The 15,845-nt window shown below is 70.7% G+C and carries 16 protein-coding genes; 9 read left to right on the top strand and 7 right to left on the bottom strand.

Going from position 1 to position 15,845, the window contains the following annotated elements; translation table 11 throughout:
* Positions 1–7 precede the first annotated feature (7 nt).
* From DFH01_RS02720 to DFH01_RS02710, 3 genes are read left to right on the top strand one after another with little or no spacing between them, the layout of a single operon-like run.
* Entirely contained in the window at positions 8–232 is a 225-nt protein-coding gene (locus tag DFH01_RS02720) for a zinc-finger domain-containing protein (RefSeq protein WP_109868850.1), read from the top strand.
* Complete coding sequence (polA, locus tag DFH01_RS02715; protein ID WP_109868849.1) at positions 192–3,077, top strand: DNA polymerase I; 2,886 nt, start codon at positions 192–194, stop codon at positions 3,075–3,077. Before DFH01_RS02720 ends, polA begins: the two co-directional genes overlap by 41 nt.
* Complete coding sequence (locus tag DFH01_RS02710) at positions 3,074–4,273, top strand: MFS transporter (RefSeq protein WP_199231113.1); 1,200 nt, start codon at positions 3,074–3,076, stop codon at positions 4,271–4,273. The genes polA and DFH01_RS02710 overlap by 4 nt, the downstream gene beginning before the upstream one ends.
* 10 nt (positions 4,274–4,283) lie before the next feature.
* Here the strand turns inward: DFH01_RS02710 and DFH01_RS02705 are convergent, their stop codons facing one another.
* Genes DFH01_RS02705 through DFH01_RS02680 form a run of 6 tightly spaced genes read right to left on the bottom strand, consistent with a single transcriptional unit; the run spans position 4,284 to position 9,468 of the window.
* A complete protein-coding gene (locus DFH01_RS02705) occupies positions 4,284–5,681 on the bottom strand; it encodes an amidase (RefSeq protein WP_109868848.1) in 1,398 nt (465 codons plus the stop codon).
* On the bottom strand, positions 5,678–5,866 hold the full coding sequence (locus DFH01_RS02700) for a hypothetical protein (RefSeq protein WP_109868847.1): 189 nt from the start codon (positions 5,864–5,866) through the stop codon (positions 5,678–5,680). Before DFH01_RS02700 ends, DFH01_RS02705 begins: the two co-directional genes overlap by 4 nt.
* 26 nt (positions 5,867–5,892) lie before the next feature.
* Positions 5,893–6,867 (bottom strand): threonine ammonia-lyase, encoded by a 975-nt coding sequence (locus tag DFH01_RS02695; RefSeq protein ID WP_109868846.1) that lies wholly within the window; start codon positions 6,865–6,867, stop codon positions 5,893–5,895.
* On the bottom strand, positions 6,864–7,985 hold the full coding sequence (locus DFH01_RS02690) for an NAD(P)/FAD-dependent oxidoreductase (protein WP_233255932.1): 1,122 nt from the start codon (positions 7,983–7,985) through the stop codon (positions 6,864–6,866). Before DFH01_RS02690 ends, DFH01_RS02695 begins: the two co-directional genes overlap by 4 nt.
* Before the next feature lie 58 nt (positions 7,986–8,043).
* Positions 8,044–8,760: an ATP-binding cassette domain-containing protein gene (locus tag DFH01_RS02685; RefSeq protein WP_109868845.1), complete on the bottom strand. Its 717-nt coding sequence runs from the start codon at positions 8,758–8,760 to the stop codon at positions 8,044–8,046.
* Positions 8,761–8,763: 3 nt separating this feature from the next.
* Entirely contained in the window at positions 8,764–9,468 is a 705-nt protein-coding gene (locus DFH01_RS02680; RefSeq protein WP_109868844.1) for an ABC transporter permease, read from the bottom strand.
* 96 nt (positions 9,469–9,564) lie between these two features.
* Between DFH01_RS02680 and DFH01_RS02675 the strand changes: the two genes are divergently transcribed.
* Positions 9,565–10,440, top strand: coding sequence for a substrate-binding domain-containing protein (locus DFH01_RS02675; protein ID WP_158287592.1), 876 nt, complete (start codon positions 9,565–9,567; stop codon positions 10,438–10,440).
* Here the strand turns inward: DFH01_RS02675 and DFH01_RS02670 are convergent.
* A complete protein-coding gene (locus DFH01_RS02670) occupies positions 10,398–10,757 on the bottom strand; it encodes a hypothetical protein (protein ID WP_109868842.1) in 360 nt (119 codons plus the stop codon). The two genes, DFH01_RS02675 and DFH01_RS02670, sit on opposite strands and share 43 nt — an antisense overlap.
* Positions 10,758–11,049: 292 nt before the next feature.
* Between DFH01_RS02670 and DFH01_RS02665 the strand changes: the two genes are divergently transcribed.
* The 5 genes from DFH01_RS02665 (at position 11,050) to DFH01_RS02645 (ending at position 15,790) form a co-directional block, all read left to right on the top strand.
* The gene (locus DFH01_RS02665) at positions 11,050–12,408 is read left to right on the top strand and encodes an ABC transporter substrate-binding protein (RefSeq protein ID WP_109868841.1); all 1,359 of its coding nucleotides are present in this window, start codon (positions 11,050–11,052) and stop codon (positions 12,406–12,408) included.
* A gap of 79 nt (positions 12,409–12,487) precedes the next feature.
* Complete coding sequence (locus tag DFH01_RS02660) at positions 12,488–13,420, top strand: carbohydrate ABC transporter permease (protein WP_109868840.1); 933 nt, start codon at positions 12,488–12,490, stop codon at positions 13,418–13,420.
* Between the two features lies 1 nt (position 13,421).
* Positions 13,422–14,324, top strand: coding sequence for a carbohydrate ABC transporter permease (locus DFH01_RS02655; RefSeq protein ID WP_109868839.1), 903 nt, complete (start codon positions 13,422–13,424; stop codon positions 14,322–14,324).
* Positions 14,325–14,397: 73 nt separating this feature from the next.
* Entirely contained in the window at positions 14,398–15,498 is a 1,101-nt protein-coding gene (locus tag DFH01_RS02650; protein ID WP_109868838.1) for an ABC transporter ATP-binding protein, read from the top strand.
* 97 nt (positions 15,499–15,595) lie between these two features.
* On the top strand, positions 15,596–15,790 hold the full coding sequence (locus DFH01_RS02645; protein ID WP_109868837.1) for a hypothetical protein: 195 nt from the start codon (positions 15,596–15,598) through the stop codon (positions 15,788–15,790).
* Positions 15,791–15,845 lie beyond the last annotated feature (55 nt).

The raw sequence follows: 15,845 nt of genomic DNA, 5'->3' as shown, positions 1-15,845 counted from the left end.
ATCCCTCATGCGCGACCAGCGACAGACGGGCTACACGCCGGTGATGCTGCCCGGCGTGACGCCGCAGGAGACCATCACGGTGCAGGCCCGCACCGTCGGCTGCGACGGCGGCGGCGGCGCGCTGGGGCATCCGCTGGTCTATCTGCGGATCGAGGACCGGCAGGTGACCTGCCCCTATTGCTCGCGCACCTATGTGCTGGCCGAGGGCGCGGGTGACGATCACGGACACTAGCGCCCCCGAAGGCGCGACGCGCACGGCGCCGGAGGCCGGGGCGAACGGCAACGGCAACGGCCTCGGCCCGGTCGCGCCGGGCCAGAAGCGGCTGATCCTGGTGGACGGCTCGGGCTACATCTTCCGCGCCTTCCACGCCCTGCCGCCGATGACCCGCCCCGATGGCGTGCATGTGAACGCCGTCTACGGCTTCACGCAGATGCTGGCGCAATTCCTCTCGAAGCATGCGGCGAGCCACATCGCCGTGGTGTTCGACAGCGCGCGCCTCACCTTCCGCAACGAAATCTATCCCGAGTACAAGGCGCATCGGCCGGAGCCGCCGCCCGAGCTCGTCCCGCAGTTCCAACTGATCCGGGAGGCGACGGACGCCCTCGGCGTCTGCTGCATCGAGCAGCCGGGCTACGAGGCGGACGACATGATCGCCGCCTATGCCAAGGCTTTCGTCGCCGAAGGCGGCAGCGTCTCCATCGTCTCCTCCGACAAGGACCTGATGCAGCTGATCCGGCCGGGCGTGGAGATGCTTGACCCGATCAAGCAGAAGCCGATCCGCGAGCCGGAGGTGCTCGAGAAATTCGGCGTGACGCCGGACAAGGTCGTGGAGGTGCAGGCGCTCGCCGGCGATTCCACCGACAATGTCCCCGGCGTTCCGGGCATCGGCGTGAAGACCGCGGCGCAGCTCATCACCGAATACGGCGACCTGGACACGCTGCTCTCCAAGGCGGAGAACATCAAGCAGCCGAAGCGGCGCGAGGCGCTGATCGCGAATGCCGAGAAGGCGCGGATCAGCCGGCGCCTGGTGCAGCTCGACGCCGATGCGCCGATGCCCGTTCCCGTCGAGAAGATGGTGGCGAAGGCGCCGCAGGCGCCGACGCTCGAGAAATTCCTGCGCGAGAACGGGTTCCGCAGCCTGCTCGCGCGGCTCGGCTTCGGCGACGGCGCGGGCACGGCGCGCCCGGTGCGCCATGCGGTGCAGCAAGCCGCCGCCCCCGTCGCCACGCCGCAGGAGGCGCCTTTCGGGCCTTACGAAACCGTGACGACGATGGCGGCGCTCGATGGCTGGATCGCGGCCGCCCGCGAAGCCGGCGTGATCGGCTTCGATACTGAAACGGACGGGCTGAACTGCCTGCGCTGCAGCCTGGTGGGCCTTTCCATCGCCGTCGCGCCGGGCAAGGCCTGCTACGTGCCGCTCGGCCACGAGGGCAGCGGCGACCTGATGGGCGAGGCGAAGCCGGAGCAGCTCGATGCCGCCGCGGCGCTCGCCGCGCTGAAGCCGTTGCTGGAGGACCCCGCGGTCCTCAAGGTGCTGCACAACGCCAAATACGACGTGGAAGTGCTGTGCCGCGCCGAGAATGGCGGCATCGACGTCTCCCCCGTCGACGACACGATGCTGATTTCCTACTCCATGGATGCCGGGCGCTGGGGCCAGGGCATGGATGAGCTCTCCCGCCAGCATCTCGGCCATCAGCCGGTCACCTATGACAGCGTCACCGGCACCGGCCGCGCCCGCATCCCCTTCAGCAAGGTGCCGCTCGAGAAGGCGACCGCCTATGCGGCGGAAGATGCCGACGTCACGCTCCGCCTCTGGCTGCTGCTGCGGCCGCGGCTGCGCGAAGCCCGCGCGCTGGCACTGTACGAGCAGGTGGAGCGCCGCATGGTGCCGGTGCTGCGCGACATGGAGCTGCGCGGCATCAGGATCGACGCCGCCGAGCTCGCCCGCATCGGCGAGGATTTCTCGGGCAAGCTCGCGCAGTACGAGAAGCAGCTGCACGGGCTGGCAGGCCGCCCCTTCAATGTCGGCTCGCCGAAGCAACTGGGCGAAATCCTGTTCGACGAGATGAAGCTGCCGGGCGGCCGTCGCAGCAAGCTCACCGGCGCCTGGAGCACCGATGCCTCCGTGCTGGAGGAGCTCGCCGCGCAGGGCGTGGGGATCGCGCAGGTCGCGATGCAGCACCGGCAGATCCAGAAGCTGAAATCCACCTATGTGGAGGCGCTGGCGCAGGCCGCCGATGCGCAAGGCCGCATCCACACCGACTACGCGATGGCGGTGACCACCACCGGCCGCCTCTCCTCCAACGATCCGAACCTGCAGAACATCCCGATCCGCACCGAGGAAGGCGCGCGCATCCGCGGCGCCTTCGTCGCCGAGCCGGGCCATGTGCTGCTCTCGGCCGACTACAGCCAGATCGAGCTGCGCATCCTGGCGCATGTCGCCGACGTGCCGAGCCTGAAGCAGGCCTTCGCGCGCGGCGAGGACATCCACAGCCGCACCGCCGCCGACATCTTCCGGCTCGATCCGGCGCATGTGGACAAGGAAGCGCGGCGCCGCGCCAAGACGATCAATTTCGGCCTGATCTACGGCATGTCCGCCTTCGGCCTGGCGGCGCGGCTCGGCATTCCCCCCGGCGAGGCGCGCACGATCATCGACGCCTATTTCGCCCAGTATCCCGGCGTGCGCGACGCGATGGAGCGGATCAAGGAGGATGCGCGCACACGCGGCTACGTGCAGACGCCGTTCGGGCGGAAGATCTGGATCGCCGACATCGGTGCGAAGGACCCGGCGCGCCGCGCGGGCGCCGAGCGCGCCGCGATCAACGCGCCCTTCCAGGGCGGCGCCGCCGAGATCATCAAGCGCGCCATGGTGCGCATCCCGCACCGCCTGCGCGAAGCCGGCCTGAATGCCCGCATGCTGCTGCAGGTGCATGACGAACTCGTCTTCGAGGTGCCGGAGGCGGAGGTGGAGGCCACCGCCGCGTTGGTGCGCGACGTGATGGAGAACGCCGCCACGCTCTCCGTGCCGCTCTCGGTCGAGGTGGGGCACGGGCGTTCCTGGGCGGAGGCGCATTGAGCACCGCGACCGCCACCGCCGCGCCGGCTGCAGGCTGGACCGGCGCCGAACGCAGGCTGCTCACCGCCGTCGCGGCGGCGCATGCGCTCAGCCACATGCACATGCTGGTCTTCCCGCCGCTGTTCCCGCTGCTGCGGGACCAGCTCGGCGTGGGGTTCCTGGAACTCGGCCTGGTCGTCACGGTGTTCAGCGTGGTCTCGGCGCTGACCCAGGCGCCGATGGGTTTCGTGGTGGACCGCATCGGGCCGCGCCGCGTGCTGACCGCGGGCCTCGTCACCGGCGGCATCGCCTTCACCAGCTTCGCGATCTTCGGCGGCTATGCCTGGATGATCCTGGCCGGTGCCATCGCGGGGCTGGCGAATGCGACCTATCACCCCGCCGACTACGCGCTGCTGAATGGCGGCATCGGCGGGCCGCGCATGGGCCGCGCCTTCTCGCTGCACACCTTCGCCGGCTATGCGGGCGGCGCCGCCGCGCCGGCGCTGATGCTGGCGCTGGCCGCGGGTTTTGGCGTGCAGGCCGCGGTGCTCTGCGCCGGGCTGCTTGCCTTCGCGGTCGCCGCCTTCGTCTGGATTGCCTGCCCGCGCGACGTGAAGCCGCAGGCGGCGAAGCCGGGCGCCGGGCCGAAGCCGCGCGTGCTGAGCCCGGCGATCCTTGGCCTGACCGGCTTCTTCGTGCTGATCGCGCTCTCCATCGGCGGCACCAACGGCTTCGCCGTCGCCTCGCTGGTCGCGGGGCATGGGTTGTCGCTGACCCTGGCGAGCGCCGCGCTGACCGCCTTCCTCGTCGGCTCCGCGACCGGCGTGCTGCTCGGCGGCGGGCTGGCGGATCGGGCGCAGCGGCACGGGCTGGTCGCGGCGGGCGGTTTCGCCGCGGCCTCCGCCATCACGCTCTGCGTCGCGCTGCTGCCGCTGCCGGGGATCGCGGTGGTGGCGCTGCTCGGCGCCTCCGGCGTGCTGAGCGGGCTCTGCATGCCCTCGCGCGACATGATGGTGCGCGCGGCGGCGCCGCCGGGCCAGGCGGGCGCGGCCTTCGGCATCGTCTCTACCGGCTTCAACATCGGCGGCATGATCGCGCCGCTGATGTTCGGCTGGCTGATGGATGCCGGCCACCCGAACGCGGTGTTCCTGCTCGGCGCCGTCTTCATGGCGATCACCGCGCTCGCCGCCGCGCTGCCGGAGCTGCGGCGGCGGTAGCGCGGCCGCGTCACACAGGCGGTCGAAGGTCCTTCCACGGCGCGGCGCGCTCATAGGCCGCGGCGGCGCGGTAGATCGTCGCCTCTTCGAACCAGCGCCCGACCAGCTGCAGCGACAGCGGCACCCCGCCCTCGCGCGAGACGCCGCACATCAGCGTCAGGGCCGGGTGGCCCGTGACGTTCAGCGGCGTGCGCGCCTGGCGCGGATAGGTCACCTCGACGGCCGCCGCGTCGTCGATGCGGCATGCGGGGTCCAGGCTGCTCGCCGTCAGCAGCAGGTCCACCTCCTCCAGCGCCGCGGCGACGGCGGCGGTCAGTTCCCGCCGCCGGCGCTGCGCCTGCACATAGGCCTCGGCCGGGATGAACAGGCCCGGCAGCAGCCGCTTGCGGGTCAGCGCGGAATAGCCCTCCGGCCGTTCGCGCAGCCACCGCCCGTGGATCGCCGCCGCTTCCGAGAGGGAGATGGTGCGGTTCACCGCGCCGAACTCGCCGAGCGGCGGCAGCGTCACGTTGCGCAGCGTCGCGCCCTCCCGCCGCAGCAGCTTCGCCGCGCCGTCGAGCGCCGCGGCGACTTCCGGCGTCGCCGGGTCGTCCTTTTCGTGCCAGTTCCGCACATAGCCGATGCGCAGGCCCTTGAGCCCCTTGCGCAGGTTGCGTGCGTAGTTTTCCGCCCGCAGCGACACGCTGCCGGGATCGGCCGCGTCGTGCCCAGCCATCGCGTTCAGCAGCATCGCGTTGGAGGCGACGTCGCGCGTCATCGGCCCGACATGGTCGAGCGAATAGGCCAGCGGAAACACGCCGCGCCGCGAGACCACGCCATAGGTCGGCTTCATGCCGACGATGCCGCATTGGCTCGCCGGGTTGCGCACCGATCCGCCGGTGTCGGTGCCGAGCGCGGCCGGCAGGATCCCCGCCGCCACCGCCGCGCCGGAGCCGGAGGAGGAGCCGCCGGGATGATGCCCCGGGTTCCACGGGTTCCGCGCGGGAGGGAAGGGCAGGTCGAAGGCCGGCCCGCCGATGGCGAATTCATGCGTCGCGAGCTTCACCGGGAACACCGCGCCCGCCGCGCGCAGCCGCGCCACCACCGCCGCATCCTCGGTCTTGTGGTTGTCCAGCAGCAGCCGCGAATGGCAGGTGGTCGGGTGGCCCGCGATGTCGATGATGTCCTTGAGGCCGACCGGCAGCCCATCCAGCGGCGAGCGTGGCCCGCTGCGCGCGATGCGGCGCCCGGCCTTCGCCGCCTCCTGCCGCGCCTCGTCCCAGAGGGGGCGGATGGTGGTGTTCAGCCGCGGCTCCAGCGCCTCGAAGCGCGCGCGCAGCGCATCGAGCAGCTCGACCGGCGAGAGGTTCCGGCGCGCGATGGCGCGCGACGCTTCGGCGAGCGTCATGTCCTCGGGCACGACGCTCATCGGCGTGGCTCCTTGGCGGCGGGCACGACGAAGGCGGGCAGGGGCTCGGCCTTCTCATCCGCCGGCCGCGTGAAGCCGCCGATGGTCTTGCGGGCCGTCGCGATCGCCTCCGCGATCTCGCCATCCCGCGCCGGCCAGGGCGCGCCCAGCCCGACCGCCGCCGCCAGCACATCCTTCTCCTGCATCCGCCCCTTCTCCCCCTGACCTCGGCCTATGCCGCCAGCGCTTCGGCGAAGACCGCCGGGTCCACGTTGCCGCCGCTCACCACCACGCCGACCGTGCGGCCGCGCGCATCGAGCTTGCCCGCCAGCACCGCGGCCAGCGCGACCGCGCCGCCGGGCTCCGCCACGATCTTCAGATGCTCGAAGGCGAAGCGCATCGCCCGGAACACCTCGGCGCGCGTGACGACGACGCCGCCCTTGAGGCGCGGCTGGTTCACCGCGAAGGTGATCTCGCCGGGGCGCAAGGAAAGCAGCGCGTCGCAGATCGTCTCGCCCTGCCCGTCATTGGCGATGCGCGCGCCGGCTTCCAGGCTGCGCTTGGTGTCGTCCCAGCCCTCCGGCTCCACCGCCCAGACCTGCGTGGCCGGGGAGGCGCCTTCCACCGCCAGCGCGCAGCCCGCGACCAGCCCGCCACCGCCGGTGCAGACGGCCAGCGCATCCAGCGTGAGGCCCGCCGCGGCCGCGTCCTCGATCAGCTCCAGCGCCAGGGTTCCCTGGCCGGCGATGACGTCCGGGTGGTCGAAGGGCGGCAGCACCGTGCCGCCGCGCTCGGCCGCCAGCGTCTGCGCCAGCGTCTCGCGGTCGGTGGTCTTGCGGTCGAAGAAGGTGATCTCGGCGCCCCAGCGCCTGGTGCTCTCCACCTTGATCGCGGGCGCATCCATCGGCATCGCGATCAGCGCGGGCATGCCCAGCATGGCCGCGGCGCAGGCGGTCGCCTGGCCGTGATTGCCGGAGGAATGCGTGACGACGCCGGCCTTGCGCAGCGCGGGATCGAGCTTCAGCGCGGCGTTGGTCGCGCCGCGCAGCTTGAAGCTGCCGGTGCGCTGCAGCGGCTCCGGCTTCACCAGGATGGTGCCGCCGGTGATCTCGTCCAGCAGCCGGTGGCGCAGCATCGGCGTGCGGATGATGTGCGGTGCGATGCGCGCGGCGGCTTCGCGCACATCGTCATGGCTCGGCAGCGTCATGCGCGACTCCTCCGGAAGCGGTTGGGATCCACCATCGGCACGACAGGCGCCAGCGGACCGGGGTCGTCGCCGCGCACCAGCGAAGCGATCAGCGCGCCGGCCGCCGGCGAGGTCTGGATTCCGAAGCCGCCCTGGCCGACCATCCAGAAGAAGCCCGGCGCCGCGGCATCCGGCCCGATCGCGAGCGAGCGGTCCGGCGTGAAGCTGCGCAGCCCCGCCCAGCGATGCTCGATGCGCGTCACGGGGATGTCCAGCGCTTCCTGCATGCGCTCGACGGCGATGGCGATGTCGAGCTCGTCCGGCTGCACGTCATGCGGGTTCATGTCTGTCTCGTCGGCCGGCGAGACCATCAGCTTCCGCCGCGCCTCCGCGCGCACGTACCAGGTATGGTCGGCGTCGCCGAGCAGCGGCCACTGCGTGCAGTCGTACTGGCCGGGATCCACGATCAGCGCGGTGCGGCGCTTGGGCTGCAGCCCGATGCGCCCCACGCCCGCGATCGCCGCCACCTCGTCGCCCCAGGCGCCGGCCGCGTCCACGATTTTTGGCGCACGGAACACCGCGCCGGAGGATGTCTCGGCCTCCCAGGCGCCGTTGCGCCGTTCGATCCGCCCCGCACGGTTGCGCAGCGCCAGCACGCCCCCCGATTTGCGGAGAACATTCAAAAAACCCTGGTGCAGGCTGGCGACGTCGATCTCGAAGGCGTCGCGCTCGATGGAGGCGGCGACGGCGTAGCCGGGCCGCAAGGCCGGCACCATCGTCGCGACCTCGCTGACGGCGATGGGCTCGATGCCCGTGCCTTCCGCGATCATCGCTTCCAGATGCGCGCGCTGGCTCTCCGGCGCCAGGTTGATCACCGGCCGCGGCGCCAGCAGCGGCGCGGAGGCGAAGCCGGGCCAGGGGTTCTCGAAGAAGGCGCGGGAGGCCAGCGTCAGCGCGCGCGCATCCGGCCCGCCGTAATTGCCGATCCACAGCGCGGCCGAGCGGCCGGTCGAGTGGTAGCCGGCGCTCTCCTCCGCCTCGAGCAGCGCAACTTTGTGCGTGGCGGCGAGATGCGCCGCCGTCGTCGCCCCGGCCATGCCGGCGCCGATGACGATCGCGTCGAAATCCTGGGTGTCCATGCCGCGCATCGTTCGGCCGCCGGGCGCGGCGGTCAACCGTCCCGCCGAGGCGGCCGCATCACCACACCAGGTCCCCGCGAAGGAAGGCGGCGGCCTCCGCGGTCGGCGGCGCCGCGAAGAAACGCTCCGCCGGCCCCTGCGCATTCAGCATCCCGCCGAGCAGCAGCATCACATCTCCCGCCAGCCGCCGCGCCTGGCCGAGGTGATGGGTCGTCATCACCACCTTGGTGCCGGATGCGGCGATTGCGCCGATGATCTCCTCCACCTGCCGCGTCGCGGCGGGATCGAGCGCGGCGGTCGGCTCGTCCAGGAAGAGGATCTCGGGCGCCAGCGCCCAGGCGCGGGCCAGCGCCAGCCGCTGCTGCTCCCCGCCCGAGAGCTTTCGCGCGGGGCGGTCCGCCAGCGCCGCCATGCCAACGCGGTCCAGCGCCGCGCGCGCGGCTGCCTCCGCCTCCGGCAGGCCGGCCAGCCGCAGGGGATAGAGCGCGTTCGCCAGCACGCTCCGCCGCAGCATGACCGGGCGTTGGAACACCATCGCCTGGCGCCGTTGCGCCGCCTCCGCCGGCAGCGACCAGCGCAGGGTGCCGCCGGTTGGCTCGAGCAGCCCGTGCAGCACGCGCAGCAGCACGGACTTGCCCGCGCCGTTCGGCCCCAGGATCACCGTGGGCGCGCCGGCGACGAGCGAGAAATCCAGGCCGTGCAGGATCTCCACGCCGCCCGCCGCGAAGCGCAGCCCCTCGGCCCGCAGCGGCAGCGCGGTGGCCTCCTGCCGCATCGCTCAGGCGCCCCGCCGAGCAGCGAGCTCGCGCACCGCCTGCGCCAGCGCATTCACCGCCAGCACCACCGCCATCAGCACGATGCCGAGCGCGAGCGCCAGCGGAAGGTCGCCCTTGCTGGTTTCCAGCGCGATGGCGGTGGTCATCACGCGCGTGAAGCCCTCGATGTTGCCGCCCACCACCATGACCGCGCCGACCTCTGCGCTGGCCCGGCCGAAACCGGCGAGCAGCACGGTCAGCAGCGCGAAGCGCCCGTCCCAGAGCAGGGTCGGCACGGCGCGCGCGGTGCCGGCGCCGAAGGAGCGCAGCTGCTCGGCATATTCCTCCCACAGCGCCTCCAGCGCCTGGCGAGCAAGGGCGGCGATGATGGGCGCGATGAGCACGGCCTGGGCGATGATCATTGCCGTCGGCGTGAAGAGCAGCCCGAGATGGCCCAGCGGGCCGCTGCGCGACAGCAGAAGGTAGATCAGCAGCCCCGCGACCACCGGCGGCAGGCCCATCAGCGCATTCAGCGCCACCACGATCGCGTGCCGCCCCGGAAACCGCGCCACCGCCAGCAACGCGCCGAGCGGCAGGCCGACCGCCGCGGCGATCGCCACCGCGATCAGCGAGACGCGCAGCGACAGGCCGACGATCTGCGCCAGCGTCGCATCCGCCTCGGCGATCAGTCCGAGGGCCAGCGTCGCCGCTGTTCCCAGGTCGTTCATGTCGGTGGTAACCCTGCACCCGGCATTTGACGTCGGCCCTTATGCCGGACCAGATCCCGTCGTCGAAGCTGCCAGTGTTTGCCGAGGTTTGCCGATTTGCACGAGATCCTGACCCTGAAGGAGGCCGCCACCCTGCTCCGCCTCTCGGAGCGCGCCCTCTATGACCTGGCGCGCGGGCGCCGGCTTCCGTCGGTGCAGCTCGGCGGCAAGTGGCTGTTCCCCCGCACGGAGCTGATGCTCTGGCTCACCCGCCAGGCCGAGGCGCCGGAAGGTCGCCTTGCCGCCCCCCCGATCCTGGCTGGCAGCCAGGATCCGCTGCTGGACTGGGCGGTGCGGCAATCGGGCTGTGGCCTCGCGCTGCGCAGCGGCGGCAGCCTGGAAGGGCTCGCGGCGCTGGCCGCGCGGGAGGCGCTGGCGGCCGCCGTGCATGTACCCGACCCCGACACGGGTGGTTTCAACGAGGCCGCGTGTCGGGCGGAATTGCCGGGCGAGCCCCTGGTCGGAATCACCTGGGCCTTCCGCGAGCAGGGGCTGATCCTGCCCGCCGGCAATCCGCGCAACCTGACGCGGCTGGCGGACCTGGCGCGGCAGGGCATCATCGTGGCGGGCCGGCAGGCGCGGGCGGGCAGCCACCTGCTGCTGCTGCATCTGCTGAACGAGGCGGGGATCCGGCTCGATGCGCTGCGCTTCATGGCGAAGCCCGCCGCGAGCGAGGACGAGGTTGCGGCGGCGGTGGCCGAGGGCCGCGCCGATGCCGGCTTCGGCATCCGCGCCGAGGCCACGTTGCGCGGCCTGGTCTTCGTGCCGCTGGTGAAGGAACGATTCGATCTGGTCGCACGCCCGCGCGACTGGTTCGAGCCGCCCTTGCAGGCGCTGCTCGGCTTCGCACGTGGCGAGGCCTTCCGCGCACGCGCCGAGCGGCTGGGAGGCTACGAGGTCGGCGCGACGGGCTCCGTCGCGTTCCGCGTGTAGCGCCCGCCGGCCGTCTCCAGGGCCTCGGCGGCGGCCGGCGCGATCTCCGCCGCCACGCGCGCCGTCACCGCCACGGCGCCCTGTTCGAGCGCGGCGTGATGCGTCGCATAGTTGGGGTCCGGCCGGAACAGCAGGTCGAGCAGCGAGGGCAGCCAGGGCTCGCTGCCGGGCGCCGCATCGGTCGCCGGCGTCATGTCATGCTCGGCCTTGCTGTGCAGCGCGATGCTGCCGGCCGGCACGCCGATCGCACGCAGCGCATCGCGGGCGCGTCGGGCTTCGGCTCGGGTCTCGAAGATGGCGGTGACGATGCGCTTCATCCGAACGGCCCTTCTGGTGGAAGGCGGGCCTCCTGTTGCGCTGCAGCAGCAGGCTTGCGCCATGCACCCTGCAGATGTGTCGTCGCATGCCCGCGCTGCAGCCGCTTCCCGGCATCGTGACTGTCGCGCGTGCAATGCCGCGCGCGTGCAATCCCGCGCATGGGCGAAACCCTGACAAGGCTTCATTTGCAACGGGCTTGCGGCATCCGCTCGCCGATGCCTAACCTGCACCGTGTTGCAACCGGGGCACGGCCGATACACGGCCGGCCGATGCAGGAAGGAATACGGGGAGATGGCCAAGACTGTGAGCCGTCGCGGTGCCTTGCGCGCCGGCGCCGGCGTTCTCGCGGCAGGCACGCTCGGCGCGCCGATGGTCCATGCGCAGGGCAGCGCGGGCAATCTGCGCATCGCCTTCTGGGACCACTGGGTGCCGGGCGGCAACGACGCGCTGAAGGAGCTGGGGGAGACCTGGGGCCGGCAGAACCGCGTCAACGTCTCGCTCGACTTCATCAACACCACGGGCAACCAGCTGCAGCTGACCGCCGCCGCGCAGGCGCAGTCCCGCAGCGGGCACGACGCCATCTCGCTCACGCCGTGGGATCCGGGCGCCTATGCCGACCAGCTCGAGCCAGTGGACGACGTGATCCAGCGGCTGGTCGCGAAATACGGCCCGATCAACGAAGTCGCGGAGTTCCTTGCCAAGCGCCAGGGCGCCTGGCGCGGCATTCCCGCCACCTCGGGCACGCAGAACAAGCCCGCCTGCGTGCGCTGGGACCTGTTCCAGCAGCATGCCGGCATCGACATCCGCGCCATGTGGCCGGCGAAGGCCGAGCGCGGCCCGGGTGCCGACAACTGGACCTGGGAGACCTTCCTCAAGGCCGCCGAGGCCTGCCAGAAGGCGGGCTTCGCCTTCGGCCTGCCGATGGGCCAGTTCACCGATGCGGTGGACTGGGTGGGCGCCCTGTTCAACAGCTACGGCGCGCGCATGACGAACGAGAAGGGCGAGCCGACCATCCGCAACAACGACAAGCTGCGCCAGGCGGTGGACTACGCCGTGCGGCTGTCGCGCTTCCTGCCCAACGACGTCTGGGCCTGGGACGACGCCTCCAACAACCGGGCGCTGATCTCGGGGCGCTCCGCGCTGATCTTCAACCCGCCTTCGGCCTGGGCGGTGGCCAAGCGTGACGCGCCGGACGTGGCGGAGAAGTGCTGGTACGCGCCGATGCCGGCCGGGCCGGAGGGACGGTTCAACGCCTACCTGCCCTACACCACCGGCATCTGGTCCTTCAGCCGCAACAAGAACGCGGCGAAGAGCTTCCTGGAGTTCATCTCGCAGCGCGACAGCGCGGAGGCGATCACCAACAAGAGCTCGGGCTACGACATTCCGCCCTTCGCGACCATGACCGACTTCAAGATCTGGGAGACGGTGGGCCCGCCGGAGGGCTTCCAGTTCAACTACCCGGTGAAGCCGCACCACCAGTCGAAGCAGTCCATCGCCTTCTCGCCCGCGCCTCCGGAACTGGCGCAGCAGATGTACATCCAGGGCATGAACACGAAGCTGATCGCGCGCATCGCGCAGGGCGGCGAGAGCATGGACGCGGCGCTCGGCTGGGCGGAGCGCGAGATCAACAACATGCGGCGCGGCCTGTAGGGCGCCGTCAAAGGCCGCGCCGCGGGGCGCAGTCCCCGCGGCGCGGCCCAAGCAATGTCGAACGAACGGGGAGTCCGGGATGGCTGACGGCGCGACGCTCGCCATCGCCCAGCAGGGAGCGCCGTCAGGCTCCTCCCTGAAACGCTTCGCGCGGCGGCGATCGACCATCGCCTTCGTGATGACGTTGCCGTTGCTGCTCGTGATCGGCGGCCTGGTCGCCTGGCCGGCCGGCTACGCCATCTGGCTCTCCATGCTCAACCGCCGGATGAACACCTTCATCGGCCTCGGCAACTTCGAGATCCTGCTCGATTCCGAGACCTTCCGGATGGTGATCTTCCAGTCGGTGTTCTTCGCGGTGACCGCCGTCATCCTGAAGGCGCTGATCGGCTTCTGGCTGGCGCACATGCTGCACCACATCCCCACCAAGGGGCAGCGCAAGTGGCGCGGCATGCTGCTGGTGCCCTGGGTCATCCCGCCGGCGCTCTCCACGCTCGGCTGGTGGTGGATGTTCGACCCTTCCTACTCCTCGATCAACTGGTTGCTGAACGTCTTCGCCGTGCCCTCGGTCCCCTGGCTCGGGGAGCCGTGGTGGGCGCGGATCAGCGTCATCATCGTGAATGTCTGGTACGGCGCGCCCTTCTTCATGATCATGTATCTCGCAGCGCTGAAATCCGTGCCGGAGCAGCTTTACGAGGCGGCTGCGATCGACGGCGCGTCGTCCTGGCAGCGGCTGCGCTACGTGACGCTGCCGATGATGCGCAACATCATCTCGATCACCGTGCTGTTCAGCCTGATCGTGACCTTCGCGAACTACGACATCGTGCGCGTGCTGACCAATGGCGGCCCGCGCGACCTGACGCATGTCTTCGCCTCCTACGCCTTCCAGGTCGGCATCCTGGCCGGCAACATCCCCCGCGGCGCCGCGGTGTCGCTGTTCATGTTCCCGATCCTCGCGGTGATCGCCTTCTTCGTGCTGCGCGGCATCAACCGGCGGAACAAGGAGGAGATGTGAGATGAGCGCCTCTGCCGCCGCGAACCGCGACCTCCCGTCGATCTACCACAAGGCCGGCAGCCTGCGCGCCGAAAGGCGCTGGGCGCTGTGGTCGGCCTATATCTCCCTGATCTTCGCCGCCATCATCATGCTGGCCCCGCCGGTCTACATGCTGATGACCAGCCTCAAGACCAGCGCCGAGATCGCCGACCAGCTGAACAGCACGCCCTGGTGGGTCTATTCGCCGACGCTCGAGAACTATGCCGCGCTGATCGGCAACGAGATGTTCCGCGGCTTCTTCTGGAACAGCGTGAAGGTCACCGTGCTGGTGGTGGCCGTCACCATGGTGATCTCCGTCCTCGCCGCTTTCGCGCTGGGGCGCATGCGCTTCTGGGGCAGCCAGGCTCTGGCGACGGGCGTGTTCCTCACCTACCTGATCCCGGACACGTTGCTGTTCATCCCGCTCTACCAGATCGTCGGCTCCCTCGGCCTCTTGAACAGCGCCTGGGGCCTGGTGCTGGTCTATCCGACCCTGACCGTGCCCTTCTGCACCTGGATCATGATCGGCTACTTCGCCTCGATCCCGAAGGAGCTGGACGAGGCCGCGCTGATCGACGGCGCGAACTGGATGCAGATGCTGTGGAAGATCTTCATCCCGGTGGCGCTGCCTGGCATCATCGCCGCGACGATCTTCGCCTTCACCGTCTCCTGGGCGGCCTTCGTCTATCCGACCGCCTTCATCACCACGCCCGAGGAGATGCCGATGACCATCGGCGTGGTCAGCCAGCTGATCCGCGGCGACACCTTCGCCTGGGGCCAGCTGATGGCCGGCGCGTTGCTGGCGGCGCTGCCGCCGGTGATCGTCTATGCCTTCCTCATGGACTACTACATCGCGGGCCTCACCGCCGGCGCAACCAAAGGGTAGCCGGCCGATTCACGCCGCCGGGCCCTCGGCCCTCCGGCGATCGGACGGCAGGACTGAACGGGGAAACGATTGAATGGCACAGGTCTCCATCCGCAAGGTCGTCAAGGCCTATGAAGGCGGCGTCCAGGCCGTGAAGGGCATCGACCTCGAGATCGCGGACCATGAATTCGTCGTGCTCGTCGGCCCCTCCGGCTGCGGCAAGTCCACCACGCTGCGCATGATCGCCGGACTCGAGGAGATCACCTCGGGCGAGATCGCGATCGGCGGAACGGTGGTGAACGACATCCCGCCGCGCGACCGCGACATCGCGATGGTGTTCCAGAACTACGCGCTCTATCCGCACATGTCCGTGTTCGACAACATGGCCTTCGGCCTGACGTTGCGGAAGTTCCCCAAGGACGAGATCAAGCGCCGCGTGGACAACGCGGCCCGCATCCTCGACATCACGCCGCTGCTCGACCGCAAGCCGAAGGCGCTTTCGGGCGGCCAGCGCCAGCGCGTGGCGATGGGCCGCGCCATCGTGCGCGATCCCAAGGTCTTCCTGTTCGACGAGCCGCTGTCGAACCTCGACGCCAAGCTGCGCGTGCAGATGCGCACCGAGATCAAGAAGGTGCACCAGGCGGTGAAGACCACCACCGTCTACGTCACCCACGACCAGGTGGAGGCGATGACGCTCGCCGACCGCGTGGTGGTGATGAACCACGGTGTCATCGAGCAGGTCGGCCCGCCGCAGGAGCTGTATCACCGCCCGGTCACGCGCTTCGTCGCGGGCTTCATCGGCAGCCCGGCGATGAACTTCATCCCCGCGCGGGTCGAGAACGGATCGGGCGCGCTGCGCCTCAACCTGCCGAACGGCATCGTCCTGCCCGTGCCCGCCGACCGCACGCAGCGCTACGCCGCGGCCGCGGGGAAGGAGATGATCTTCGGCATCCGGCCCGAGCACCTGACGGAGCCGAAGAACCTCGACCGCGACAACATCGCCACCTTCGACCTGACGCCCGAAGTCATCGAGCCGATGGGGATGGAGACGCTGGTCCATCTGTGGCTGCAGGGCGCCGAGGTCTGCAGCCGCATAGATCCCACCACGCCTGCCGAGCCCGGGCGGCCCCTGCAGGTGGCTGCCGACCTCAACCACATGCACCTGATCGACCCCCAGACTGGCCGCGTCCTGTAGCGCCCGCCTCGTTTCAGGCTGAACCCGATCCCCGTGGCGCGTCGCCGCGGCGCGCGCTACTTCCGCGCGGACGGAACGCGACCGGGACGTGTCACGCATGAGCGAAGCGAAACCGGCACGCCTCGCGCGCTCGCCGGAGATCGAGGGCAGGCTGCGCAGCATGGCGCTGCTCCTCAGCAGCCTCGCCGAGGAAGCGGCCGAGCAGGGCCTTGATCAGGTCTTCCAGGTGCTGCGGGAGGCGCGGCAGGCCCTGATCGCCGAGGCGCGGCGATACTACGGCGTGGAGCTTTGATTCCGGTCGCGTTTCAACCTAGCCTGGGCGGGTGCGAAAGACCCCGCCCCCCGCG

This window comes from Falsiroseomonas bella (genome assembly GCF_003173615.1).
Lineage (GTDB): Bacteria > Pseudomonadota > Alphaproteobacteria > Acetobacterales > Acetobacteraceae > Falsiroseomonas > Falsiroseomonas bella.
This window is presented reverse-complemented; position numbering and strand designations above follow the sequence as displayed.